The following is a 25,497-nucleotide window of genomic DNA, read 5'->3' as shown; positions in this document are numbered from 1 at the left end:
TGGGCAGCAAAGGTTGGTGTGTGATGGAAGGGGGTTGGGTTGGCAGCGACTGGTTGCGAATTCAAAGTTGAACGCTAGTGGGTCATTGCATACGTCACGATGTTGATGCCCATGGGGTAGGCCTTCTTGACTGAAAATTCTTCAAAGTACCATTGGTCTTCGCCTTCGCGTTCCCAGCCGTCACCCAGGTCCGTGTTGTGGCAAATGAAAACCATGATGCGGCCTTTGTCGTCGGTGATCGCCCGGTAGTGCGCCACGCTAGTGTCACTTCCGTCGCGAGACCGTTCGTACGAACCGACTTCGCCATTGAAACCACGCCGTGCAGCGTTGATGGCCGGCACCTGCGGTTTCTCTTTCATCTGGTAGACATTGTGAAAAATCTCGTGCTCCAAGGGGACTTCAAACGGATCGCGATCGGGAAAGACGCGTTTGAGTTCGTGTCGCATGTTTTCGTATTGTGAATCGCCCCAGAAATCGTCGACCATCAAAAAACCTCCGTTCAGGCAATACCTGCGAAGCGCAGCGACTTCATCATCGTTAAATACCAAGCTGCCCGGTTCGATGATGTAGATGAAGGGGTAGTCAAACAGTTTGGGGTCGGTCAGTTCGATGACGACCGGATCCGGATTAACTTTCAGGGAAGTGAGCTGTTGCAGCCGCAGTGAAAAATTCAAATCACTGTCGGGGTAATCCGTCGCCCAGCCGCCACCGCCGCCACGCCCACCCCAAGATTCGTAGCGAATCCGAGCGAACGTAAACAAGTCTCCGGGAAAACCTTCCTTGACGTCCCACTTGGGGACCCCGCGTCGGTCTTCGCTGATGTCACGATTTCGCCACCATCCGCGACGCTGTGCGAAAGCACCGCCGCAAACAAAGCAGAATAGGATCGCCAAAACCCAAGCCCGAGGCGGTTTGGCCGTGAAGATACGTAAGAGCCTCATTCTTGGACCTCAGCGCGGGAAGCTTGATCGCGGGCAGCTTGATCGCGGGCAGCTTGATCGCGGGCAGCTTGCGAATCATCCGGCGCCGGTGGTTCACTCGATTTCTGCGGGGCGTCGATGTGTTGTGGCTTTTCGTCTTGTGGCTTTTCGCTCGCGTCGTTGATTGCATCTGGCTTTGCATCGGGTTCAGCTTCAGCGGCTGTGCTGGCGTCTTCGACGATTTTCAATAGCAGCCGATGAGCGTCACGGTACCGGGGGGCTTCCTCAAGTGCCGCGAGGACGTGTTTCTTTGCTTTGTCCGATTGTCCTAGATTGTGCAGGGCATTGGCCAAACGGTAATTCAATCCAGCCGGGTCGATCGGCTCCATCTGCTGCATCGCCTCCAACGCACGAACAGCGTTTTCAGGTTGCTCCAGCTCCTCGGCTGCTCGTGAAAACGCCTGCTGTCCCAGTGGCAACATCGGATTGATGGACAAGATGTTTTTTCCGTAACGATCTACTGCTTGCCAATCGCTGGCCTTGGTCGAGATTTCGACCAGTCGCCGCAGAGCGGGAAGCGCGTTGCTGGAGAGTCCAACGATTTTTTCAAGCGTCGCCTTTTCGTTTTCGTCTTCATCAAGCAGTCGATAAACGCTCGCCAGCATTTCCAGAACGCCGCCGGTCGCTCCCGTGGTGGTTTCCAGCGAAACCAAATGTTCGAGGTGCGTTTTGGCGGCGGCAAAATCTTTGCGGCGAAGTAACATCGTGGCTAGCGTTTGTCGTCCCCAGAAATTGTCGGGGTTTGCGTCGACCCAAGCCTGCAGTTGTTCGTAAGTCGGCTTTTCGGGGAAGGCGTCTCGCGACCAGTCCGCCTTGGCACCAAAGTCCGCAGCAATTTTTTTCGCGTATTGGTCAAACTGACTGTCCAGTCGATTGAGCGATCCCATGTGCCGAGCCAACGCGTCGTTGATCGGCAGGCCGCCGCCCAAGTCAACGAGCACCAGTTTGAGTTTGTCCAAGCCGTGTTCTTCGATCAGAAATTCAACCACCAGTGATGATTCGTAGTATGCAAACTGTAGGTGGATCGGGGACGGTGGGCTAAGAAATGCTCCGCTCAGTTTGCTGACTGGCGTCAAGTCTTCGCTCAGCAGCATCTCGCGATAAGCCGGCGTCATTGATTCGCCCCAAGACGCGTCGCGTTGACATTCTTCGTAAACCGAAATGCCTTCGCTAAGCCATCGCGGCATACGGTTCTTGGTTTTCTCTAGCGTGACCACGTGACAAAATTCGTGCCACAAAACACTCTTCCAATTGGCAGGACGTTCGCCCTGAGACACCGGACTATTCGCTGTGATCACGCGCCCAAAACAGACGCCCAAGAATCCTGCACCACCTGGAAGTCCAAACGTGCGGATCGCAAAATCCTTTTGCTCCGGAAAAATTTCGACGACGACCGGCCCACCGGGCACCACGTCGTATTTCTCGCAAAGTTGTTCCCTCGCTTCGCTCAGTAATTCCAAAACATCGGCGCCGTAAATTGCCGATTCACGCGGATCCATGCGAACATAAATCTCGTTGGCGTCGATGGTGCTGAACTGTTTGATGCGATCATGCAGAGTGATCAAGTTGTGCGCAACCACGTTGTATTCGTCTTCGTCGGCCACGGATTGGGCAAGTTGCCAGCCAATGTCTTCGTCGCCCAAACGCAATAAGTCCTGAGCCAACTGAAAACTGGCTCCGACATGTTTGGGGGAAAACGTCAACGCCTTTCGTTGATACTCCGCGCCTTCGGTAAATCGGTATTTCTGCGACAGCATCCGCCCAATACGGTGATCGACTTCCGGATCGCGGCTCCAGGATTCCAGAGCTTTGTCGCGAAATTGTTTTTCTGCTTCGTAGTCGCCTCGCAGGTGAGCCAGTACGGCTTGCAATGCGATTGCTTGGGACGATTTTGGATTGATCTTCAACATCGAATCGATCATTGCGTCCGCGTCGTCGTAAGCTTCAGCGTCGATCATGTTTTCGGCCAGCATCAACAAACTGAGCGAATGATTGGGGTTCAGTTTGAGTGCCCGCTGAAGCGATTCTTTGGATCGCTGCGAATCGGAGGACTCAAAAGCGCGAGCGAGCAAGTAAGCGGTGCGGGGATCGCTGGCGTCGATGCGTTCGGCGGCTTGAAGTGTTTCGGCGGCCACTTTGAAATCACCCTTGGTCAGGGCAAGTTCGGCGGTTGCGATGTACGCTTCCAAAAAATTGGGGTCCGCGTCACGAACTCGGTCGTAAAAGAGTCGCAAGATTTGTCTCGCGTCTTCGCCCTTGGTTTCAAAGTAACGACCGGCGGCGATCAAGTTGTCGCGACTGGCGAATCGGGCAGCTGATCCCTGAAGCAGCTGTAGGATTTTTGCGTACTCTTCGCGAGATCGATCAATCAAGTTGTTTCGCCGAATCACGTCCAAGCCCAGCATTCGCAATGTCAGGCTGGTCGGGTAACGCTTGATCGCGGCGTCATACGTCGCCAACGCTTCGGCATATTTGCCTTGTTCCAATTGGCATCGAATCAACAGTCGAGGCCACCGCTCGTTCCAGATTCCACGTTCTACTTCTTCACCCGCAAGTTTCTCCGCGTCTTCGTATTTGCCGGCAAGAAACAGGGAGCGAGTGCTAGTGTATTCGGCTGCACTTGCGATCGTTCCGCACAAGCCGGCCATGCAAAATACAAGCAGCGCGATCCCCGCGAACCGAGTCGTTTGTTGAAGAAGCGGAGACGTTTGTCGCGGGCGACAGAGGAACGGGGACGACAACAGCGGAAGACTCCCGGCAAAGTGAATTCAGTTTAGTTCTCACAATTCTACTGCGGAGGCGAACGAGGATGTTGGTCACGGTAAATCTGTTTGCCAATTCCAGCGGGTTTGCCAACAACCACCGGCTGGCAGAAAAGTTCTTGCAAAACCAGGCAGAAAGTCCAAAAACAATCTCTTTCTTTGCGGAACCCTTTCTTTGCGGAACCATTGCTCAATGGAGCGGGACGCGACATCAAAACGAGATAACGTCATATCGCGCAGCCAACTCCGGCGGACCTAGCTCGCTAGCGACCGGACATTCGTCGCCAGGGCGGCACGACTTGGAGCGAGTCTGTTAGATTCCCTCTGGCGTGCAGCGCGCAAACCAGTCCGCAAACTTGTTGAGAATCTTGATGCTGAACCGATCTTTTCATTTGTTCTGTGCTGGCATCCTCTTTTTGCTGTCCACGCATCATGCGATGGCAGACGAGCTGGAGACAGGCGGACCGGAAACAGGCGGGCCGGTCTCAGATGGGCCGGTGGAGCAGTCGGTAGCTGCCGGCAATGTGGTTGAGCCTAGCGAAATGGCTGGCTACTTGCTTGTGCCTAACGACAAAATGCCCAAAGAATATGACGCTGGGTTTTCGATGTACGTCGCTGCGTGGCCGTTGCTAAGCGAGTACCCTGGCCGACGTTTTCAAACAGGTTTGTTTGGGACGTGGATGCACGCTCAATATGACACTCCCAGATCCAAGGAGGACAAGCTGTACTCAGACATCGAAGGCGGGCTGGGGTGGTGGCGCGACACGCGGTTTGCAACCGAGACTCCCAAGTTCATCATGGGCGGTGTCGCACGCAGTTTTAGTGCGTGGGCCAACGGGCCTGGTGCTGGCAAAGGGCGAAATTGGGACAAGCCTCAGGGGAAGTACGGTGTCGCGCAGTTGAGTCCGTGGCTGTTGTGGCCGCCCGACGGAGTCAACCTAAAGCAAGGCACCTCCGGCGAACTGTTTGGTTACGGGTACTTGCCGCTCCCGCTGACCGAACCCAAGGCGACCACGGCGGGGCAAGACGTGCCGACCGGCAACCAGAGTTGGACCTTGTTTTTGAACTCCGGAAATTTCAAGGGCCCGGCCGCTTTCTTTACGCCGTATTTTTGGACGCGTCCTAGTTTAAAAGACCCTGGTGTCGCGGAGTTGTTTTTAGATACACGACCGTCGAATCCTAATCGCGCGTTGCAGATGGAAACGCAGTACGTCCCCAGCGTTCAGGCGACCGACAGCGCGGGCGTTACGTATGCTCGGGTTGCACCGACATCGTTTCCTCGCAAGGACGATGGTAATTCTGCAGTGGTTCACCGAGTGACGTCCTACAAGAAGCAGGCGTTATGGGATCGCGTTGAGTCTTGGTTTGCGGGCGGCGAAGTGGTTTCGGGTAAGATTGACTCTTCACAGGCAGTCGTTCATCAGTTTCCCGGTCGCGGCGGCGCAACTTGGAAAATCTATCCGCCTGGAACCAAACGCGACGATAAGATTCCGTTGGATTGGACTTCTTTTGCGACGCCGATCGCGATCGATTCTCACACGTTCGGTTTCAGCTGGAATGATGAACTTGTCAAGCATGACGCCGACGCGAAATTGGTGACGCTACCGGAGTACTTTCGCTTGTCGACAGGAAAGAAAGGAAAGCCCCAATGGGTTGTGGTCGACGCCAAAGACATCCCAGCGGAAACCGGACTGCTAGAACATCGGTTCTCGGCTCCGGAGCACACGCCCACAGAACCTTACGTGACTCCGGACGAACCGGAGAGTTGCTGGAAAACGCCCGGTCCTGTGGCGGGCCCTTTTTACGCGTATCCCGGTGACGGTAGTAAAGTGACATATTTTTGGTACCGTTTTGCCGATCAACCGGCCCTGCTGAATGCTGATCTGACCGATGCGGAGCGTGAAGCACTTCAGATGCGTGTTCAGAAGTTGCACGCCAGTTGGACCAAGGAGCGTGACTATCTGCCGGCCCCAAAGATCGGCCAGCTTGCCGACATCGATGCCGCGTTGATTGTCGCTCCACCCAAGGGATTGGAGGCGGGGTACGTTCCGATCGTGACTCGGCAGGAGTTGGCCGTTGATGGCCAGTACAGCGTGGCGGAACCTCCCGCAGAACTAAAGCTCGATCCGTTTTACACAAAGTACGTCGATGCCAGCGGATACCCCATCGTTGGTTCTGCCAGGGTGAATGACTACGCGCTTAAGGAAGCTGCCCATTTGGTCGACATGATGTTGGCAAGTCGTCCGGATGTGCGCCGCGCGATGGTCGACAGCGGTTCGCGATTGATCGTGATGGCGCACGACGAATTTACGACGGACATCCCCGAGCATTCGCACTTGAAGCCCAAGGATTACTGGGATGCACGGGCGCGTGGCTTGGGTGGTTCGCGTGACGAACCGGTGTGTTCCTGCGGCGAGGAAAACCTGCTGGCGTTCAGCGGCGATCCGTATTCGACCGAGAATATTTTGATTCACGAATTCGCTCACAACATTCACCTGCGAGGCATGGTCAATTTGGACCCTACGTTCGACGATCGGCTCAGAGCGTCGTATGACCGAGCGATGGCAAACGGACTTTGGAAAACGAAGTATGCATCGACGAACCACTCGGAATATTTTGCGGAAGGCGTGCAGTCATGGTTTGACAACAATCGTCAACCAGACCATGACCACAATCACGTTGACACTCGTGTCGAACTGAAGGAGTACGACCCAGGTTTGGCTGCGATTTGCGAGGAGGTGTTTGGCACAACAGAGCTCGTTTACACCAAACCAGGCCAGCGTTTGACGGGGCACCTGGCCGGCTACGATCCGACGAAGTCGCCAGCCTTTAGTTGGCCCAAACGTTTGAAAGAGAGCCAGCAAAAGATTCGCGACACCGCGAAAGATCGAGGCGCGAACCGCAAAGTGGAATACAAAAACTAGCTGCCGCTGAGGATCATTGTTCGAGTTGTCGCACGACATCGGCAAACGGAATCCCATCGCACACGCCGTAGCTGCCTTCGCGGGTGATTCGGGCGCGAACGAAAGCGGGGGATGACAACCCGCACAGAAAGCGTGCTCTGTCACGGGCGGTCGTGAAGTGATCCGGAAAACGTCGTGTGATGTCATCGACTGCGTCTCGAGCCGACGTGCCGATCGATCGAGTCGACGTTTGGTTCAGTTCGTAGGGCCCGTCGCCTATGCAGTTGCTGCAACGTCCGCAGGGCTCCGCCATGGTGTCGCCAAAGTGTGACGACAGCGTGTCGGCTTGGCATTGAGCGGCTTGAGCCAGGCCGAATACGTCATCCAGTCGTGCGACCTCGGATGCTTCTCGCTGGGCCATTCGGTCAAACAAATCATCGCCCAGCAATTTGGGATCATCGATTCGTTTTTGCCAACGATAGCCGTGAACGAGGTCGGAAACTTTCATTTCGACCCAGCCGCGTTCGGCCAAGTAATCCATGGCTTTGACGATGCGCTCGCGTTCGGCGCCAAGTCGTTTGCAGGCCACCGTCATGTTCAGCGTGAACCAAGTGCGTCCCTTCGTCAGGCAACCCAGCACTGCAGCGATGAACTCACGCGGTTCGCCTTTGAACTGGTTCAGGATCGACCGAGATTCAACCAACGGTTTTACTTTGTAAGAATCGTAGCGAGGTGACGTTGCTTGCAGATAGCCTTCCAGTTCCAGGTACGTCAGAAGCGTCTTGACGACCAAGATGCGAATGTCGGTTTCTGCGGACAGTTTGTAGTGTGAAATGTGAAAATGGTCGGCTTGTCCGCTTAGTAAATCGATGAACTTACCGATCGCCTGTCGTGCGGGAGTCTCGCCGTATGTGAAGTTCTCCAGCACGATGCGGTCATCGGGCACCAAGAACATCTCGCAAATCGAATCTTCGCCGTCGCGGCCTGCGCGGCCGATTTCTTGCGCGTACGATTCCAGCGACTTTGGCGGGTTGAAGTGATAGACGTACCGGATGTCGGACTTGTCGATTCCCATTCCAAAGGCAATCGTGGCCACGACAATTCCGTTCGGTGATGCGATGAATTCTTGTTGCACGCGGTGGCGTGTCTCCGGATCCATGCCTGCGTGGTAAGCGGTGGCGGCAAAGCCATCGTTGGTGAGTTGCTCCGCGATTTCTTCGGCTGTCTTTTGACGCGAGACATAGATCAACGTGCATCCCGCAGGCCGTTCGCGGATAGCCGCCATCAGCTGCGAATAGTGTTCGGTGCGGTCGAGTACACGGCTGCGAATCTGCAAGTTTGGGCGATAGAAAGGAGTTCGGATCGCGTCCTCTTTGGCGATTTGGAAAACGTCGCGAATGTCTTCCAGGACGGACGGAGTCGCAGTGGCGGTGAGTGCTAGGATGCGTTTGGCGTTGATTTTGTCGGCCAAGATCGCCAGCTTCAAATAGTCCGGACGAAAGTTATGTCCCCACTGGCTAATGCAATGGGCTTCGTCGATCGCGAACAGCGAAACGTTCAGCGAACCAATGGACGCCAGGAAACGCTCGTTGAAAAATCGCTCGGGCGAAACGTAGAGCATTTTGATCGAACCATCGCGAATGCCTTTCATGGCGGCTCGAAATTCATCGCTACTCAAAGTCGAATCCAGTCGCGCCGCGGCGATGCCTCGTTCGGCCAACGCGTCGCATTGGTCTTTCATCAGGGCAATCAAGGGCGACACAACCACCGTGGTGCCGTCAAAGAGTTGGCTGGGCAATTGGTAGCAGAGACTTTTGCCGCCTCCGGTGGGAAAGACCGCCGCGGTGTTCTTGTCGTTGAGTAGGCGACTGATGACGTCGCGTTGCCCTTCGCGAAAATCCGCCAGTCCGAACTGTTCACGAAGCAATGTTTGAGCTTGATCCATCAACGCTGCCGCGTCGCTTTTGGCATCACTTGATGCATTCGAAGAAGCCATTGTTCGCCCCGTGATTCGTATCCTTGAACGTCATTCACTTCAGAGGGAAGTGGACTAGCAATCTAGCGGTGGCAGGACGAACGTCAAGGTTTTGAAATTGCGGCGTGAGGTGCGAGAGCCGTTACGACAAATCAACGATGCCGTTGCTGGTGCCAAAAGTCTCGGTTTCGACGCCCATTCGCTCCATCATGGCACGATAGAGATTGCAAAGATGCGTTTTCTTGGGCGCGGTCAACCGGCGGCCCGTGCGGATGGTTCCGCCGCCGCGTCCTGCCAAAAACAGAGGGAGATCTTCGATGTCGTGTTTGTTTCCGTCGCGAATGGTGGTTCCAAAGAAAACCATGGAATTGTCCAGGAGCGTTGAATCGCCTTCGCTCAGTCCCCGCATGCGGTCGATCAAGTAAGCGACTTGTGCGACATGCCATGTGCCGATCTTCTCAAATTCAGCCAAACGCTCCGGTTCGTTGCGGTGGTGAGAGATGCCGTGGAACGACGATTTTACGCCGTCGATGAACGAAAAATTACGTCCGGTTTGAGCATTGCCCATCATGAAGGTTGAGATGCGTGTTGTGTCCGTCCAAAACGCGAGCACCATGATGTCCATCATCAAGCGGACATGATCGATGTGTTGCTGCGGAATGCCAGGTTCGGGACGGGGGAGGTCAAATCGGTCTTCGTTGATCCAACGCTTGTGGGGTTTCATCGACGATTCGATTCGACGTTCGATACTGCGTACTGATTCAAGGTATTCATCCAGTTTGGTGCTGTCTTCGTGACCGAGCCGACGTTCCAAGTCCTTGGCGTCTTCACGAACCAAATCCAAGACGCTGGTGTCGTCACGCCGCAGGGATTGGACCACTTTGCGGTGTTTGGGATCCAACCCGGAAAGGGCCGGCCCAGTGTTTTCGCCACGAAAGAGTCGGTCGAATGCCAATTGCGGGATGATCTCTTTGGCCACCGGTGTGCTGGGGTCTCGCCACGCGATGTGCGAACCGTAGACGCGAGTAAAACCGCCGCCGACGTTATCAACTCCCGTGTAGGGTGAATCGACGCCGAGTTCCAAGCTTGGTAAGGACGTTTGGTTGCCAATTCGGCTGGCCATGAACTGGTCCGCCGAAACGCCACCGGTATTTAAGTCGCGGCCGGATGTGCGCAAAACGTGGCCACCCGAAAGAAACGCCGGGACTTTGGGCCAGTGACCGTTTCGCATGTTGACGTCAGGGTGATACAGATTCTCCAGCAGCAGGACTTCGTCTCTGACATCCGACAAGGGGCTCAGCATCGGTGACAGCTCGAATTGTTCGCTGTCCTCTTTTTGCTCGGGCGTCCAGTTTTTTGGATTCACGCCATTAGGCATGAAAAGAAACGCCGTGCGCACGGGCGGTTTGTCCAAGCGATTGCTCGGCTCGCTTGTGCCGTGATCGGATTTCGTTTGCTCGCCCGATGCTTTGCCCGCCATCGCGTTCATCCACGGTAGCGCCATCGAAACACCGGTGCCGCGAAGGAGACTGCGTCGATCGATCTTGAGGTGTGGTTTGGTCATGGCTTTGATGTCGTTTGAATGAAACTGTCAAAGTAGCGAAGCGAAAATCGGCCCCGCCCGTTGCGGACGATGCAATCTATTTTTGTCGGTTTTGGAAAGGGACGCTTTCGACGATCCCGATGATTAACTCATGGATCTTGGCGTCCTTGTCCCGTAGTCGTTTAGTTAATTGAGTCACTGTGCATTGATCGGCGTCTTCGAGCGAACGACCCAACGCGTAGCCCAGCATTCGCCTGGCGATCTGTTGCAAAAAGTTGTCTTGCCGGTCCAAGAGCACTTTGCGAAGTTCTGCCGGTCCGGTGAATTCTTGTCCGCTGGGGAGTTTGCCCAAGGCGTCGATTTTCAGTTTGCCTTCTTTGTCGCGCCATCGACCGAGCACGTCGAAGTTTTCCAGCGCAAAACCGATTGGGTCAATCAAATCATGGCACGCAGCGCAAGTTGGGTTGTCGCGATGAGATTGTAGTCGTTGGCGAACGGTCTCTTTGCGGCTTTCTTTTTCACCGCCGGGCAACGCACCCGCATCGGGCGGCGGTGCGGGCAAGTGGACGCCGAACATCGTTTCTAACACCCATCCGCCGCGTAGGACGGGGCTGGTGCGGCGTGAATAGCTGGTCAGCATGTGAACGGCCCCCATTCCCAGTGCCCCCGCGCGGGTTTGATCTTGGGGCGTATCAGCCAAAGCGACGACTTCGAATCGGTCATTCGATTTGGGCACCGTTGTCATTTCGTAATGCTTGGCCAAACGCTTGTTGACGACGGCATAGTCACAGTCAATCCAGTCGGTCAACGGACGATTCTGTTTCAACATGTGCGACATCGTTTCGGCGACTTGTCGACGCAGGTCCAATACCAAGTCGGTCGTATAGACCGGTTTGAAATGATTGGTGTCGGGAATGACGGTTCGTCCCACGGCGACCGTGCCCAGCCATTGACCGGAAAACGCTTTGGCGAAACGCTCACTGCGATCGTCCGCCAGCAGGCGACGAATTTGTTGGTGTAGTGTTGGGCGGTGGTGCAGTTTGTTGTCGGCAGCAAGTGACAGCAGTTCGTCGTCCGGCAAACTGTGCCACAGGAAAAGTGAAAGCCGGGTGGCCAGTTCCAGGTCGGTAACGCGATGGATACCGGAGTCGACAGCGTCCTTTTCGACAACGAACAGAAATTTTGGCGACACCAAGATCGCTTTCATCGGTAGCTTGATCGCTTGTGCCATCGGTTCACCCCTCGCTACGCCTCGATCGTACAACGCCATCAATTGGGCTAGTTCGTTGTCCGTGATGGGGCGTCGCCAAGCTTTTCGAGCAAACGCTTTGACTGTTTTTCTCGCTGCAGTCACGTGATCCTGGTCCAGAGAGTCTCCTGCCGGGGCAAAAATCTTTTTCGTGATGCGTTCGCGTCGGTGACGTTCGTTCTTGTCGCCGGTGTCTTGTTTGATTCGCACCCAGGGGATTTGCATCGCCGCGGATTCGGCGGGCACGGACAAGCCAATCTGATGCACGCCGCGAGCGAGATGGACTCGAGTCCAATGGGCGTTCGTGCCATTGTCGCCGGCGGTGTCTATCTTCTTGATGGCCAAGGTGCTCACTGCCAAGCCGTCGATCGACAGATTCAAATTTTGGGATTCGTCGTCTGTGTGAATCGCTTTGATGGACAACCCAAAATCGTCTTCGGTGGGAATCGTCAACGTGATCGTCGCGGTTTGCATCGGTTGCAAAGCGATCGACGATGTCGGACGAGATTCGTTGGATGCGATCGGGATAAAGGTAATGGGTTGCTGGTCGTTGGCTTTCGATTCGATCACGTAGATGGTTTCCAGCGGATCAGTGACGATGACTTCGTCGATGATCTGCTGAGCCAATTCCAAGTAGCGTTCCATCAGAATCGGTGGCAAGAAAAGTGTCTCGCCGTTGTTGTCGAATCCTTCGCCGCCGCTGCCATCGGCGGGCAGCTTCTGTACAAAATCAAACTCGGCACCGGTCAAGTCCTTGATCGCGTAGGTGTATTGATCACGGTTGAGCCGACGAGCGACGGGACTGCCTGCGTAGGGGCCGGCGTCGCATGCGGTCGCGACCAGATGACGCTGAATCCAGTCGGCGGTTTCGACGCGTTGTTCTTCGGACGGTTGAGTCGAATCAGCGGGCGGCATCGTGCGGTTGCGAAGCTGTTCGGCGACGCTGGCCCAGATGCCACGTTGTTGAGCCACTTCATCGGGTGTCGTTGATCGCAGGAAACGCACCGGGTCTTCGTCATCGCCAGGCGAATGGCACTCGCTACACGTCTCCATCAAGATTGGCCGAATGACGTCTTGGTAATGTGTGGTCGATTGCGGTGTCGGAACCGGAGGCTCCGCTGCGATGCTTTGCAAGGACATCGCTAGTGTTATCGAACCAGCAAGATGCAAGACGCGTTGAAAACGAAAGCTCATCCAGGGGCCGGTCAGCTTTGAGGTAGGACGATCGGGGCGATCGTAAAGGAGGGGCGCTCATTATGATCGACCGCCGACAGATTTGCCAGCGAGATCAGGAAGTTCGCCCTGAGGCAAATTCCATGGCACGTCCACTTGGGATGCCCCGTCTTGGCGTGAAAGCAGCTTTCGGTCACTTTTGCAGCTTCACGTTGCCTTGGTGGGACGCCAGGCGACGAGATGACTTTGGATCGGTAAGATGCTCGCGTACATTGCTCACGTACGATGATTACATCTGAACCGGTGCGATTGTCGATCGACGAGTGGCCAAAACAGGCCGGATGAAATTTTTGTGAATCGAAATGAGAAAGCACCACGCGATGAAGATTAAGTGTCCAGGATGCGCAAAGGTGCTAGGGATTCCTGAGGCGGCTGCGGGAAAGCTGGTTAAGTGTTCGTGCGGCAAGCAATTGCGAGCGCCAGGCGGAACTCAAAAGCCAGCGGCGAAAGCTGGAGCACCCAAAGCCCCAGCGAAGCCGGTTGCAGCGAAGCCGGTTGCAGCCGCTAAACCAGCCCCAACGCGAGCCCCCGCTGCTGCGCCGCAATTGGACGATGATCTGTTCGGCGAACTGACCGACAAAGATCTGACGCCGGTCAAAGGAGTCTATAGCCCTGGCCAAAAGGCCGTCGTTGCGGGGGGGCCAGGCGACGAGGTGGTCAAAAAATCGAACAAAAAGATGATCATCATCATTGTCGTCGCAGTTTTGCTGTTGGCGGGCATTGGCGTCGGCGTGGCTGGTTATTTGCTGGGATGGTTTGGCGGAAGCAATGCTGCCGCAGCGATGATCGTGGCGCGAGCGGGATTTTGACACGTCTGGTCAATTCACGCTTTGCAATGCGGCTTCCCTCTAGCTGATCAGCTTGCGACAATGACGCCATTACTTATCGCCAGGGAGGACGTCAAAGATGGCTCGCAACGAACAACTCATTCGTCAACACAAGCTTCTGCAGCTGCTAGAAATTTCACGTTTCGGTCGCACGTTAGAAGAACTCAAGGGCGAACTGATCGCAGACCTAGGTCTCAGTACTTTGCACGAACGGACCGTGCGCCGTGACGTGGAAGCGTTGCAGGCCGCCGGGTTTGACATTCAGTCGGACACCGTTGAACGTGGAAAGGTCTACAAGCTGGGCGCCAACAACACGGGCGTGCACGAGATCGGGATTTCGGCAACGGAGCTGATCGCTTTGTCGATCGGTCGCGAATTGCTTTATCCGCTACTGGGAACCCAGTACTGGCGCGGCATCGAGACGTTCTGGAACAAAATCCAAGAGACGGTGCCCAACGGTGTATTTGATCACTACACCAACTATCGCAAAACACTGCATGTCTTTGGCACGCCTAGCAAGACGTACGAAAAACACGAAGGGATGCTGAAAACGATCAACCGCGCGATCTTGGAACATCGTATTGTCGAGATCGAATACGAACCGACCGGTAAACCCGTCAGCACGCGCCGAGTCGAACCGTACGGATTGGCGGTCTACCAAAGCAGTATCTATGTGATCGCGGCCAACCCGGAGATCGATGACCCGACCGATCGACTTCGGAACTGGAAGCTGGATCGCTTCAAAAAAGCCACGGCGCTGGACGAATACTTCAAGCCAGACCCCGAAGTAGATGTTTCAAAATATTTAGGTCGCAGCATCGGGATCTTTTCTGGCGATCATCCCACGGATGTCAGAATTAAACTGGGACAACGTGCTGCAGGTTGGGTTCGTGAAGACCCTTGGCATCCGGAGCAAAAACTGGAATTCAATGACGACGGATCAGCGGTGTTGACCGTGCCTGCGTCGCATCCACGCGAAGTGTTGCCAAAAGTCCTTTCGCTCGGAACAGACGCCGAAGTCATTGGGCCAAGTGAATTTCGCGATGCGGTGGCCGAAGCGGTCACGGAGCTTGCCAGCCGCTATGAATCTGCCGGCCAATCAGCTGCGGGTTAATTGGCTGCGGGGTCTAATCGGCTGCGGGCCAATCGACATAGTTGTCGTCTTGCGGCTGCAGTTTTTTGAATCCGTGGTCCAGCGGGTCGCGGGCATAGTGGTACAAGTTGGCTTGGCCGAGCGATTGGCCATGCAGATCAAACACTTCGGCGATCGAGCGATGGTACAGATCACCAGGGCTGTTGTTGTTCGTGCCTTCCAAAACGTCCAGTGATTTTGTCACGGCTTCGCATTGGTCGCAATCAAAGGTCCAGAGCTCGCCTCGGACTCGGTCGTGCCCCGGTTTCATCGCCGGGTAATGCGGTCCGCCGTAGAGCAGGCCGCGCGTCCAGGCAACTTGCACGCTCAGTGGTGCTCGGGGCCAAACCGATTCGTTGCGAAGTCCACGTTTGAGCGTTCCGTAGACAAAAAACTGACAGGACATTGGATTGTGTGCGAATTGAGCGGCAATAGGATTGGGGAGCGTTTGATTCTGCCAAAGGTCCCGCGGCGGAGTCTTCGAGAGATTTCAACCTAAGCTACTGGAATGCTCTGGCCTATCCTGTTCCCAAGCGGGCCCAATTCCATCATCATTAGCCGGTCAAACACTTCTCCAGCCAACGTTATCCATGTCGCTCGATCCTGATTTCGCTGCCGCACTAGCTGCTCATTCGATGGAAATCGACGAAGACATTGCGCTGCGATTACAGCAATACGCTCAAACGCTCTGGAAGCTGAACGAGACGATCAATCTGACTCGGCATACGACTTGGGATCTTTTCGTTGGTCGCGATTTACGGGACTGTTTGCAGCTTGCACCGCTGTTGCACGAGGGCGAAGAGGCGTTGGATCTGGGAAGCGGCAACGGCGTGCCCGGCATCCCGTTGGCAATACTTCGGCCCGATATCGAAGTGGCTTTGGCCGAATCCGTCGCCAAACGAGCCAAGGTTTTGGGCGAAATCGTCACCGAACTGGGTTTGCCTGTGCCGGTTTATGCCGCTCGTGGCGAAGACTTGCTGGAAGATTTTCGATTCAGCAGTGTCGTCAGTCGAGCCGTCGGCAGCATCACCAAGTTTTGCCGCTGGGTAGAACCGAACTGGAGCAATGTGGATCGGCTACTGTTGATCAAAGGCCCCAAATGGGTGGAGGAACGGGGCGAGGCCCGTCACTTAGGGGTGATGTCAAACTTGCAAATCCGACGCGTTGCGGAGTATCCGCTAGGCGATGACGCCGAAAGCGTTGGCGTGATTTTGCAGATTTGGCCCAAAGGGCGGCCCGAACCGAATTCGTCCAGCCCGGAAATTTCAGCATAATTCGCAACACTGCTTCGCTATTTACAGCGAGGTGCGGTGGGTTGGGCTGAATCAATCTAGGCAGGTTCAGCCATCCGTCTATACTCGCTTCTTCACCGCCACCGGCCCGTCGGATGCTTTTGCATTTGATGCAGCAAGGTGGCGTTTTTTGCAATCCAAAGGCCCCTTGATCGTCTGATGTCGGATTACGACCTAACTCACCTGAAGCAACTGGAAGCCGAGAGCATTCACATTATGCGTGAAGTCGTCACGGAGTTTCAGAAACCTGTGATGCTCTACAGCGTCGGCAAGGACTCTGCGGTTCTGGTCCACTTGGCTCTCAAGGCGTTTTATCCAGCCAAGCCGCCGTTTCCATTGATGCACGTCGACACGACGTGGAAATTCAAGGAGATGATCGAATTCCGCGACAACTTTGCCAAGAAACAATTGGGCATGGATCTGATCGTCTACACGAATCAGGAAGGCCTCAAACACGACATCAAGCCGTGGGAAGACAGCGAGCGGCACACGGAACTGATGAAAACCGACGCGCTGAAACAAGCGCTCGACCTGCATCAGTTCGACGCAGCTTTCGGTGGTGCACGTCGAGACGAAGAAAAGAGCCGAGCAAAAGAGCGCGTGTTCAGTTTTCGCGATAAGTCGCACCGTTGGGATCCCAAGAATCAGCGACCCGAGCTTTGGAATCAGTACAACGGCCGCGTGAACAAAGGCGAATCGATTCGCGTGTTCCCGATGAGCAACTGGACGGAGTTGGACGTTTGGCAGTACATCCACATGGAAAATATCCCCATCGTGCCGCTGTACTTGGCCGCCGAACGCGAGGTCGTCAAACGCGACGGGATCTACTTCATGATGGATGACGACCGGATGCCATTGCTGCCGGGCGAAAAGAAAGAGAAGAAGATGGTGCGTTTCCGTACGCTCGGCTGCTATCCGCTCTCGGGTGCCGTCGAAAGCGAAGCCACCGAATTGACTCAGGTCATCCAAGAAATGCTGTTGGCGACGACCAGCGAACGGGGCGGACGCGTGATCGACCAAGACGAAGGCGGAGCTGGAATGGAAGAGAAAAAGCGTCGCGGATATTTTTAACCACGAAGTGGCTACCTACCGACGCTGCTCCGCACCCAACCGAAAACCGACTTAGACCTAGCTTTTCTCATGTCACATAAATCTGACCTCATCGCGACCGACATTGACGCTTATTTAAAGCAGCATGAACGCAAGCAACTGCTTCGCTTCATCACCTGCGGCAGCGTCGATGACGGCAAGAGCACTCTGATTGGTCGTCTGCTTTACGACAGCAAGATGATCTATGAAGACGATATGGCGAAACTGGAAGCCGACTCGAAAACCGTCGGTACCACGGGCGGTAATTTCGACCCCGCGTTGTTGACCGACGGGTTAAAAGCCGAACGTGAGCAAGGCATCACGATCGATGTCGCGTATCGTTATTTCAGCACGGCCAAACGTAAATTCATTATCGCCGATACACCGGGGCACGAGCAGTACACGCGGAACATGGCCACTGGCGGAAGTTCCGCTGATCTTGCCGTCATCTTGGTCGACGCTCGCCACGGAATTTTGACGCAAACCAAGCGGCACAGCTTTATTGTTTCGTTGCTGGGGATTCGTCACGTTTTGGTCGCGATCAACAAGATGGATCTGGTCGACTTTAGCGAAGACAAGTTCAACGAAATCTGCGACGCCTACCGTTCGTTTGCGGTTCGGTTGGATTTGCCCGACCTGCACTTCATTCCGATTAGCGCATTGGACGGTGATAATGTCGTCGATCGCAGCGAAAACACGCCGTGGTACAGCGGCAGCACGCTGATGAATTTCTTGGAGACGGTTTACATCGGCAGTGACCGCAACATGCAAGATTTCCGCATGCCGGTTCAGTACGTCAATCGACCGAACTTGGATTTTCGAGGATTCTGCGGCACGATCGGTTCGGGCATCATTCGCCCGGGCGAAGAAATCATGGTGTTGCCGAGTCGTCAAACTTCCAAAGTCAAAGAGATCGTTACTTACGACGGTAATTTGGACGAAGCGTATCCGCCATTGAGTGTGACGCTGACATTGGAAGACGAGATTGACGCCAGTCGCGGCGACATGATCGTGCGTTCGGGAAATGTCCCCAAAAGCCGTGATCAAATCGACGCGATGTTGGTTTGGATGAACGAAGATGCGATGGTGCCGGGTAAGACTTACTTGATCAAGCACACGACGCAAACTGTTCCTGGCACGATTGATTCATTGCGTTACAAGGTGGACGTCAACACGTTGCACCGCGAACCAGCACCTGCATTGGAACTGAATGAGATCGGGCGAGTTAGCCTTTCGCTGAGCGCGCCGATTCACTTTGACGCCTATCGCCGCAATCGCAGCACGGGCGCGTTTATCATTGTCGACCGGATCACAAATGCCACCGTTGCGGCGGGCATGATTTTGGACAAGTCCGGTGACAGTTCTGCAAAATCGGTCTGGGATGACGAAGCAGATTCAGCGGACGAAGGCTCCGGCGACGTGTCTGCAGTCGAAGCTGCTGAGCGCGAAGCACGCTTTGGGCAAAAGCCTGCCACCGTTTTGCTAACAGGTTTAACGGGAAGTGGGAAAACATCCATTGGTCACGCAATCGAACGCAAGTTGTTTGACTCCGGACGCGCGATCGCTGTCATCGATGGCGAATCGGTTCGTCGTGGGCTAAGCCGTGATCTCGGATTTAGCGCCAACGATCGAAGCGAAAACCTTCGCCGTAGTGCACACTTGGCGCACGCAATCAACGACGCAGGCCTGATCTGCATTGCGTCATTCGTCGCTCCGGCGGAAGAGGTTCGTCAAAAGGTCGGCAAGCTGATTGGCGAAGGCCGCTTCCTGGTGGTTCACGTTGCGACGCCGATCGAAGTTTGCCGCGAACGTGACACCAAAGGCCAGTACGCGAAGGCAGACGCGGGTGAACTGTTGAATTTCCCCGGTGTTACAGCCGACTATGAACCGCCTGCCAATCCCGATCTGACCATCAACGCCGCCGAAAAATCGATCGAGCAATGTGCCGATTCGGTGATCGAATTGCTGCGTGAAAATGGCCTGATCAAGTAGGCATACAAGGTTAGTAGGCATACAAGGTTGAAGCTGAATTGAAGACGCGGGAGCACAATCGATTTGCCCCTGGTCAGAAATCTCCAGCAGCTCTATGGCGGGCTAGGCGAATCAAAGCCATGCGATCAAAGACTGCAGATCCAAACTGATAGCGGATCGAGTGAAAGCGTTTGTGGCTTGCACCGACGCCTCACCGACAAGGGCTATGTCGACAAGGGCTATATCGACAGCGGCTCGACCGCTTCATTCTGCACACAGTTTGGTACACTCACCGAATCGTTTGACGCGCTAGCGAAATTGGCTAGTGCATTCTGATTCTCTGGGAACGAACTATCTATGCTTCGCCAACTACGTCAGTGCATTCTGTCTGCCAGCGTTGCCGCTCTTTTGATCAGCGCAACTGTTCAGGCTCTACCACGCTCTTACGCGCAAGAAACGGGATCTAAAAAAGAAATGGCTTCGCAATCTGCCATGCTGCTACCTTGGACTGGCCCCTACGGTGGCGTCCCACCCTGGAACGTCGTTCGCACCGAAGAGTTTCAAAGTGCATTTGATACGGCGATCGCATCGGCAGCCAAGGACATTGACGCGATCGCCAATGACCCCGAGCCCCCGACGTTTGAAAACACGCTCGTCGCGATGGAGCACGCCGGGCGAATGCTTGATCGACTGGATACTTTGTTCGGTGTTCATGGATCCAATCTCAACCTGGGCCCGATTCCAGACATCGAACGTGCCGTCGCGCCAAAGTTGTCGGAGCATTCAGACAGCATTTATCAAAACGCAAAACTCTTTGCACGCATCGAAGCCATTTACAACAGTGATGCGATGAAGTCGTTTGATACTGCTAAGAAACGATTGGTCGACGATCGCTACAAGACGTTCGTGCGTCGCGGTGCCAAGTTGAACGATGCGGACAAGGCCAAGCTTTCGCAGATCAATACGCGACTGGCCAGACTGTTCACTGATTTCAATCAAAACGTGTTGGCTGACGAGAAGGGCTACGTCACGTGGATCGAAAATGCTTCCGACTTGGAGGGCCTGCCCGATAGCACGATCGCAGCAATGGCCGCGTCTGCCAAAGAAAAAGGCAAGTCCGGCCAGTGGTCAGTCACCAACACACGGTCGTCCATGGACCCGGTTTTGACTTATGCCGACGATCGCGAGCTGCGCAAAAAGGTCTGGACCAACTATTACAGTCGTGGCGACAACGGAGACGAACATGACAACAACAAAATCATCGCCGAAATCCTGAACTTGCGAACGGCCCGTGCGAAACTGCTGGGCTATCCTACGCACGCACATTGGAAACTTGAGCCAGCGATGGCCAAGGTTCCCGAAGCGACAATGGATTTGATGATGAAAGTCTGGCCCAAGGCAGTTGCGCGGGTCAAAGAAGAAGTGGCGGACATGCAGGAAATCGCCGACGATGCAAATGCAGGCATCACGATCGAGCCTTGGGACTATCGCTACTATGCGGAGAAAGTTCGCAAAGCGAAGTACGACTTGGATATGAATTCAGTCAAGCCGTACATGCAGTTGGACAAGTTGCGTGAAGCGATGATGTGGGCGGCTGGCGAAATCTACGGAATGCAGTTCAAGGAAGTAAGTGGGCTGCCGGTTTTTCATCCTGACGTCACCGTTTGGGAAGTCCTCGATCAATCCGGTGAACATGTCGGACTATGGTATTTCGATCCATTTGCTCGCGAAGGCAAACGTAGTGGTGCATGGATGAATGCGTACCGCAGTCAGGAGAACATGGACAATAAGATCACCCCGATCGTGTCCAATAACTCCAACTTCGTCAAAGGTGCACCGGGCGAACCTGTGTTGATCTCCTGGGATGACGCGGTCACTTTGTTCCACGAATTTGGTCATGCATTGCACGGGCTTAATTCCAAAGTGACCTATCCTTCGCAGTCTGGCACCAGCGTGGCACGCGACTACGTCGAGTTTCCATCGCAGTTGATGGAGCATTGGTTGGAAACGCCCGAAGTGCTCAGCAAGTACTGCGTGCACTACAAAACCGGCGAGCCATTGCCTCAGGAGTTGATGGACAAAATCAAGAAAGCGTCGACGTTCAACCAAGGATTCGATACCGTCGAGTATTTAGCCAGCGCATTGGTCGATATGAAACTTCATACGTCCACTGACACGAGTATCGATCCTGACAAGTTCGAGAAAGAGGCGCTTGCGGAGATCGGTATGCCAAGTGAACTACCGATGCGACACCGCACGCCGCACTTTTCGCACCTGTTCAGCAGCGATAGTTATTCGGCCGGCTATTACAGCTATCTCTGGTCGGACGCCCTGACAGCCGATGCCGCGGAGTTGTTCGAGGAAGCCGGAAGCTATTACGACAAAGACGTCGCCAAGAAGTTGCACGACAACGTAATGAGCGTGGGCGACACAATCGATCCTGCCGACGGTTTTCGAGCATTCCGTGGCCGAGGCGTCGACACGAGTGCACTGCTGCGGAAACGCGGTTTCCCGGTCGAATAGCGGTTTTCCGCGAAACAAATAGTGCTGCCGTCTTTTTTTTCGACCTCTCCGTTCTGGACAGCTCGAGCCGGGACTGGAGAGAGGCCGCACCGGGGTTGAGTTTCTTCGCACTCGAATTTGGCTGCGCTGTGCCTCCGGAACTGCTTTAATAAAGGGATGTGTCAAACTCTTTTAAAAATCCAAAGGTCGCGCGCAAGGTTTTCTATCCAATGCCGTGAAGCCCAGTAGAACGGGCTTCCACGGCTTTCTTTGGGACGCAGGCTTTGAATTTGGATCCTTCCATCTCCGACTACACGACGCGGCCGAGCTTGCTGTTAAGAATGCGCGACGCTCGTGATCAGGGAGCCTGGGCGGAGTTCACGGCAATCTACGAGCCAGTGATCTATCGGATGATCAAGCGACGAGGCGTGCAAGATGCGGACGCACGCGAGATCATCCAAGAAGTATTGATGTCCGTCGTCGGCGCGATCGATCGTTTTGATGTCGATGGTAACGGTTCCTTTCGTGGCTGGCTGAGCCGCATCACACGCAACGCAACGGTTGATCGCCTGCGAATGTTGCGTCGTTTTGAAACCAGCAATGACAGTGGGATCGAACGAGCCATCGACGCGGCGGCTGAGCACCTTTTGCCTGAGGATGTTCTGTGTCAAGAATTCGACACCCAGTATCGGCAGCAGTTGTTTCGCTGGGCGGCCAGCCAAGTCCGCACGCGTACGGGCGAATTAAATTGGATTGCATTCTGGAAAACGTCGGTCGAAGGGCAGTCGATTGCAAAAGTCGCGAAGGAATTGGACATTTCGGAAGGCGCCATCTATGTCGCTCGATGCCGGATTCTTAAACGCATTCGCGAGCTAGTCCACCAACGACTGGAAGATTGAGGACGAACATGATTGCCCAGCAACATCATTTTGAACACGACAAACTTCGCCTCTTGTTGGAGGATCGATTGCCGCACGGCGAAGCCAGGGAAGTCGAGTCACACATTTCGTCGTGCGAAGCATGTCGCGCCGAACTTGCGCTGATGGCAGGCGATCCGCAGTGGTGGAACGAAACCCTGGAAGTGTTAAGCCAAAGCACGGTGCCTGATTCTGAGGGGCAACCGCACGGACAGGACGCCGGTGGCTCGCTGCTACTTCGCTCCCTGGACGGTTCGTTCGATTGGATTCGACCTTTGTTGGAACCGCTGCCTGACTCCGATGCATCCACATCGACTTCCGTAGGACGCATTGACCAGTACCCGGTGCAGGGAGTAATTGGCCAAGGTGGTATGGGCGTGGTGCTGAAAGGACAAGATCCTGAACTGAATCGTCCCATCGCAATCAAAATTCTTTCGCCACATCTAGCGGGCGTCGGAGCGGCACGAGCAAGGTTCATGCGTGAAGCTCAGGCTGCGGCGGCAATTGTGCACCCGTCGATCGTGCCGATTTACAGCGTGGTGCCATCCGCGCGCCTGCCATACATCGTGATGCCATGCATCGCGGGTGGCAATTTACAGCAGCGGATTGATCGCGAAGGGCCATTGGAGTTGACGGAGGTTCTTCGAATCGGCCTGCAAATCTCCGAAGGCCTCGCGGCGGCTCACCGAGGCGGCGTGATTCACCGCGACATCAAGCCCGCTAATGTTCTGGTGGAAGAAGGCAATGGGCGAGTTCTGATTAGCGATTTTGGATTGGCTCGTGCTCTTGATGACGCGACGCTGACCGTCAGTGGAATGATTGCAGGAACACCCCAGTACATGAGTCCCGAACAGGCCCGCGGCGATTCGATTGACGCTCGCAGCGATCTATTCAGTTTGGGAAGTCTGTTGTATGCACTCGCGACGGGGCGAGCCCCCTTTCGAGCCGAGACTCCCTTGGGCGTACTCCGAAAGATCACCGATACCGATCCCAAACCTGTGCAGGAGATCAACGAAAGCTCTCCGGCATGGTTTGGTGTCCTGCTTGGACGTCTGATGCATCGTAGTCTTGGTCAGCGATTGAGGTCAGCCGAGGAAGCCGCTGATCTGCTGCGAGAAGCGCACGCACATGTGCGCAATCCTTCCGCGAGTCCGTTGCCTTCGTCGCTTGCGGTCCGTTCTTGGAAACGTATGGCACTCTGCCTAGGAATCCCCGTGCTCGGCATCGCTGTCGGCATAGCAGCGTACGCATTCTCTGTTACGGCATCGAATCGAGATCGCGGGCAACTGGCCCCTGCGCATCGGCAAGCTGTAGTCGCCGCAGACACATCGGCGAAAGGTGTTGCAGTGATCCAGCCGACGAATGCCACGTCACCGGATTGGGCTGCAAGTGAAGTTGAATCGGAATTGTCATCGATTCAATCTCAACTGGACGAACTGTCGCTTGAACTAAACGGTCGCCATCGAGCGACATTCCAATCCTCTTATTCTGGAGAGAAAAAGTGAGCAGCCAGCAGAAAAGTAGCCAAACGGCCAAGGCAGAACAGGTGGCTGTGTCAGCAGTTGAAACCACGAACCGCGGGCGTCAACGATTACGCCCGGCAGTGTACTTCACGCTGTTGCTGGGGGCACCCGTCGCTGCATTGGGGCTGGTTTACCTAGCACACGTGTCGACAGCGACTGCCCAGACCGGGGGCCGAAATGGTCGTGTGGCTCCCGCACAGTTGCAAGCGAATAAGGGGCTTGAAATGGTTCAGCATGATTCTCACGTCAATCCAGCGATCGTGCGACCGGGGGCGGTTTCCGAGGCGGGGCAGATGCGAAGCCGCTATCCAGAGCAGGTGCCAGCTTTCGAAACATCGTACCGTGAACAAAAGTATCAGGTTCGCGTTCAGAAGAAGGATTCATCCGGCCAGAGCTACTGGGGCACGGAACAGTACGTGCGAAAAGTCCCCGTCCTAACACAGCGTTGGGGGGCTCCAACATCGATGGGGCATGATCCGAAAGTGTTGGAATTGGCCAACGAGTTGCGGATTGGATTGAGCGATGCTACCGATGAAGTGCGTAACAAAAAGCTGGCGAAACTTCGCGAGTTCCTCATCGCCGAATTTGCGGAGAGGCATGAACAGCAGGCTCGTGAGATAGAGTCGGCAGCTAAGCGGCTGGAATCGTTGCGTAAGCTGCATCAACATCGCGGAAAAAGTTCAGCCGACATTGTTCAGCGACGGATCGACCAACTGACCGGTGCGAGCAATCCGCTGGACTGGAACACACGCACACCTAGTATCGCGGAAACTTCTGTTGCTCCAGGTCCATCCGATCTAGATCCCTCACTTTCACCGCAGCCGCAAGGGGAAGATTCCGGAGGCGGCGATTTGCCTCTCGGGCCTCCATCAAACGTGACAAACAGATCCATTGAACTCGATCGACAAAGTCAGATTCAAACTCAGACTGCCGACGTTCGTGCCGGTAATCAAGCCCCTGGAAATGCGGAAACACTTCGCAGCGTAGCGGGCAGCAGCATTGCCGACATTTTCGAGATCGTTGAAAAGGCGAGCCAAGCGAGCTCGAATGTCCGTGAGGCTCAGCTGAAGTTGAGCAATTGCAAACAGGCATACGAGGAAGGGCTCGCCCCAGAGTTGGAACTTCAGCAGTCGCAGTTCGAGTACGCCCGCGCACAACGCAATGTGAAACTCCATTCAATGCAGTTAGCCGCGATGCGGTTATCGCTCCAGCGAGCTATCGAGTACGCGACGGATAGGTTGTCGAGCAACGCCAAGCAGCTTCGAAGCGTTCAGGATTCGCCCAACGATCGCGGGCTGCTTTCTTCGATACAGAACGCAGTGACGAGGGCCGAATTCGAAGCCCGTCGTGCCAAAGAGGCTCTCGATCAGTTCGAGAGAGCCGTCAAATTGGTCCCGGCGAGTGACTTGGATATCGACGAGGTTCGTAAAGAATCGAACCGAGAGTCACTGTTGCTGGATGCCAATAATATAAAACGCGATGATTCTTTGGCGGTTGAAGCAAATGAGGAGAGCGACGAATTGGCCGCGCCAACACCCGAGGATTCGACAAGCCCTCCAGCGAAACCGACGCAGCGCTAATCAGGCTGCAGAGTGGTTC

The 25,497-nt window shown here is 55.0% G+C and carries 16 protein-coding genes; 10 read left to right on the top strand and 6 right to left on the bottom strand.

From position 1 onward, the window contains the following. Positions 1 to 74: 74 nt before the first annotated feature. Both K239x_RS19980 and K239x_RS19975 read right to left on the bottom strand, forming a co-directional pair. Positions 75 to 941 carry a DUF4159 domain-containing protein gene (locus K239x_RS19980; RefSeq protein WP_145419965.1) on the bottom strand — a complete coding sequence of 289 codons (867 nt, stop codon included), beginning with the start codon at positions 939 to 941 and terminating at the stop codon, positions 75 to 77. After that, the gene (locus K239x_RS19975; protein ID WP_145419963.1) at positions 938 to 3,628 is read right to left on the bottom strand and encodes a tetratricopeptide repeat protein; all 2,691 of its coding nucleotides are present in this window, start codon (positions 3,626 to 3,628) and stop codon (positions 938 to 940) included. Before K239x_RS19975 ends, K239x_RS19980 begins: the two co-directional genes overlap by 4 nt. 485 nt (positions 3,629 to 4,113) lie before the next feature. On the opposite strand from K239x_RS19975, the gene K239x_RS28850 reads away from it, so the two are divergent. Continuing rightward, positions 4,114 to 6,666, top strand: a complete 2,553-nt coding sequence (locus tag K239x_RS28850; RefSeq protein ID WP_419189195.1) for a hypothetical protein — start codon at positions 4,114 to 4,116, stop codon at positions 6,664 to 6,666. Between the two features lie 13 nt (positions 6,667 to 6,679). Here K239x_RS28850 and K239x_RS19960 read toward each other — a convergent pair whose 3' ends face one another. The 3 genes from K239x_RS19960 to K239x_RS19950 all read right to left on the bottom strand — a co-directional run bounded on the left by K239x_RS19960 (position 6,680) and on the right by K239x_RS19950 (position 12,552). Continuing rightward, positions 6,680 to 8,641 carry a RecQ family ATP-dependent DNA helicase gene (locus K239x_RS19960; protein WP_419189194.1) on the bottom strand — a complete coding sequence of 654 codons (1,962 nt, stop codon included), beginning with the start codon at positions 8,639 to 8,641 and terminating at the stop codon, positions 6,680 to 6,682. Positions 8,642 to 8,762: 121 nt separating this feature from the next. Beyond that, the gene (locus K239x_RS19955; protein ID WP_145419961.1) at positions 8,763 to 10,184 is read right to left on the bottom strand and encodes a DUF1552 domain-containing protein; all 1,422 of its coding nucleotides are present in this window, start codon (positions 10,182 to 10,184) and stop codon (positions 8,763 to 8,765) included. A gap of 76 nt (positions 10,185 to 10,260) precedes the next feature. After that, positions 10,261 to 12,552 (bottom strand): DUF1592 domain-containing protein, encoded by a 2,292-nt coding sequence (locus tag K239x_RS19950; RefSeq protein ID WP_419189193.1) that lies wholly within the window; start codon positions 12,550 to 12,552, stop codon positions 10,261 to 10,263. A gap of 395 nt (positions 12,553 to 12,947) precedes the next feature. Here K239x_RS19950 and K239x_RS19945 point away from each other — a divergent pair, with 395 nt between their 5' ends. Both K239x_RS19945 and K239x_RS19940 read left to right on the top strand, forming a co-directional pair. Further along, complete coding sequence (locus K239x_RS19945; protein WP_145419957.1) at positions 12,948 to 13,454, top strand: zinc ribbon domain-containing protein; 507 nt, start codon at positions 12,948 to 12,950, stop codon at positions 13,452 to 13,454. A gap of 97 nt (positions 13,455 to 13,551) precedes the next feature. Further along, positions 13,552 to 14,586: a helix-turn-helix transcriptional regulator gene (locus tag K239x_RS19940; protein ID WP_145419955.1), complete on the top strand. Its 1,035-nt coding sequence runs from the start codon at positions 13,552 to 13,554 to the stop codon at positions 14,584 to 14,586. 13 nt (positions 14,587 to 14,599) lie between these two features. Here K239x_RS19940 and K239x_RS19935 read toward each other — a convergent pair whose 3' ends face one another. Further along, complete coding sequence (locus tag K239x_RS19935; RefSeq protein WP_145419953.1) at positions 14,600 to 15,010, bottom strand: gamma-glutamylcyclotransferase family protein; 411 nt, start codon at positions 15,008 to 15,010, stop codon at positions 14,600 to 14,602. Positions 15,011 to 15,194: 184 nt separating this feature from the next. On the opposite strand from K239x_RS19935, the gene rsmG reads away from it, so the two are divergent. The 7 genes from rsmG (at position 15,195) to K239x_RS19900 (ending at position 25,478) form a co-directional block, all read left to right on the top strand. Beyond that, on the top strand, positions 15,195 to 15,878 hold the full coding sequence (rsmG, locus tag K239x_RS19930) for a 16S rRNA (guanine(527)-N(7))-methyltransferase RsmG (RefSeq protein WP_145419951.1): 684 nt from the start codon (positions 15,195 to 15,197) through the stop codon (positions 15,876 to 15,878). A gap of 177 nt (positions 15,879 to 16,055) precedes the next feature. Continuing rightward, the gene (gene cysD, locus K239x_RS19925) at positions 16,056 to 16,967 is read left to right on the top strand and encodes a sulfate adenylyltransferase subunit CysD (RefSeq protein ID WP_145419950.1); all 912 of its coding nucleotides are present in this window, start codon (positions 16,056 to 16,058) and stop codon (positions 16,965 to 16,967) included. Between the two features lie 69 nt (positions 16,968 to 17,036). Next, on the top strand, positions 17,037 to 18,977 hold the full coding sequence (gene cysN / locus K239x_RS19920; RefSeq protein ID WP_145419948.1) for a sulfate adenylyltransferase subunit CysN: 1,941 nt from the start codon (positions 17,037 to 17,039) through the stop codon (positions 18,975 to 18,977). Between the two features lie 336 nt (positions 18,978 to 19,313). Further along, positions 19,314 to 21,479 (top strand): M3 family metallopeptidase, encoded by a 2,166-nt coding sequence (locus tag K239x_RS19915; protein ID WP_145419946.1) that lies wholly within the window; start codon positions 19,314 to 19,316, stop codon positions 21,477 to 21,479. A gap of 269 nt (positions 21,480 to 21,748) precedes the next feature. Further along, positions 21,749 to 22,357 (top strand): RNA polymerase sigma factor, encoded by a 609-nt coding sequence (locus tag K239x_RS19910; RefSeq protein ID WP_419189192.1) that lies wholly within the window; start codon positions 21,749 to 21,751, stop codon positions 22,355 to 22,357. An 8-nt stretch (positions 22,358 to 22,365) separates the two neighbouring features. Continuing rightward, entirely contained in the window at positions 22,366 to 23,880 is a 1,515-nt protein-coding gene (locus tag K239x_RS19905) for a serine/threonine-protein kinase (protein ID WP_145419942.1), read from the top strand. Further along, positions 23,877 to 25,478: a hypothetical protein gene (locus tag K239x_RS19900; RefSeq protein WP_145419940.1), complete on the top strand. Its 1,602-nt coding sequence runs from the start codon at positions 23,877 to 23,879 to the stop codon at positions 25,476 to 25,478. Before K239x_RS19905 ends, K239x_RS19900 begins: the two co-directional genes overlap by 4 nt. The last annotated feature ends 19 nt before the right edge of the window (positions 25,479 to 25,497 follow it).

The organism is Stieleria marina, from assembly GCA_007741555.1.
Lineage (GTDB): Bacteria > Planctomycetota > Planctomycetia > Pirellulales > Pirellulaceae > K23-9.
This window is presented reverse-complemented; position numbering and strand designations above follow the sequence as displayed.

Coding starts and splice junctions, on each gene's coding strand:
- K239x_RS19980 (WP_145419965.1), bottom strand. CDS start 941: ATGAGGCTCTTACGTATCTTCACGGCCAAACCGCCTCGGGCTTGGGTT.
- K239x_RS19960 (WP_419189194.1), bottom strand. CDS start 8,641: ATGGCTTCTTCGAATGCATCAAGTGATGCCAAAAGCGACGCGGCAGCG.
- K239x_RS19950 (WP_419189193.1), bottom strand. CDS start 12,552: ATGTCCTTGCAAAGCATCGCAGCGGAGCCTCCGGTTCCGACACCGCAA.
- cysN (WP_145419948.1), top strand. CDS start 17,037: ATGTCACATAAATCTGACCTCATCGCGACCGACATTGACGCTTATTTA.
- K239x_RS19955 (WP_145419961.1), bottom strand. CDS start 10,184: ATGACCAAACCACACCTCAAGATCGATCGACGCAGTCTCCTTCGCGGC.
- K239x_RS19945 (WP_145419957.1), top strand. CDS start 12,948: ATGAGAAAGCACCACGCGATGAAGATTAAGTGTCCAGGATGCGCAAAG.
- cysD (WP_145419950.1), top strand. CDS start 16,056: ATGTCGGATTACGACCTAACTCACCTGAAGCAACTGGAAGCCGAGAGC.
- K239x_RS28850 (WP_419189195.1), top strand. CDS start 4,114: ATGCTGAACCGATCTTTTCATTTGTTCTGTGCTGGCATCCTCTTTTTG.
- K239x_RS19940 (WP_145419955.1), top strand. CDS start 13,552: ATGGCTCGCAACGAACAACTCATTCGTCAACACAAGCTTCTGCAGCTG.
- K239x_RS19905 (WP_145419942.1), top strand. CDS start 22,366: ATGATTGCCCAGCAACATCATTTTGAACACGACAAACTTCGCCTCTTG.
- K239x_RS19975 (WP_145419963.1), bottom strand. CDS start 3,628: ATGGCCGGCTTGTGCGGAACGATCGCAAGTGCAGCCGAATACACTAGC.
- K239x_RS19935 (WP_145419953.1), bottom strand. CDS start 15,010: ATGTCCTGTCAGTTTTTTGTCTACGGAACGCTCAAACGTGGACTTCGC.
- K239x_RS19915 (WP_145419946.1), top strand. CDS start 19,314: ATGCTTCGCCAACTACGTCAGTGCATTCTGTCTGCCAGCGTTGCCGCT.
- rsmG (WP_145419951.1), top strand. CDS start 15,195: ATGTCGCTCGATCCTGATTTCGCTGCCGCACTAGCTGCTCATTCGATG.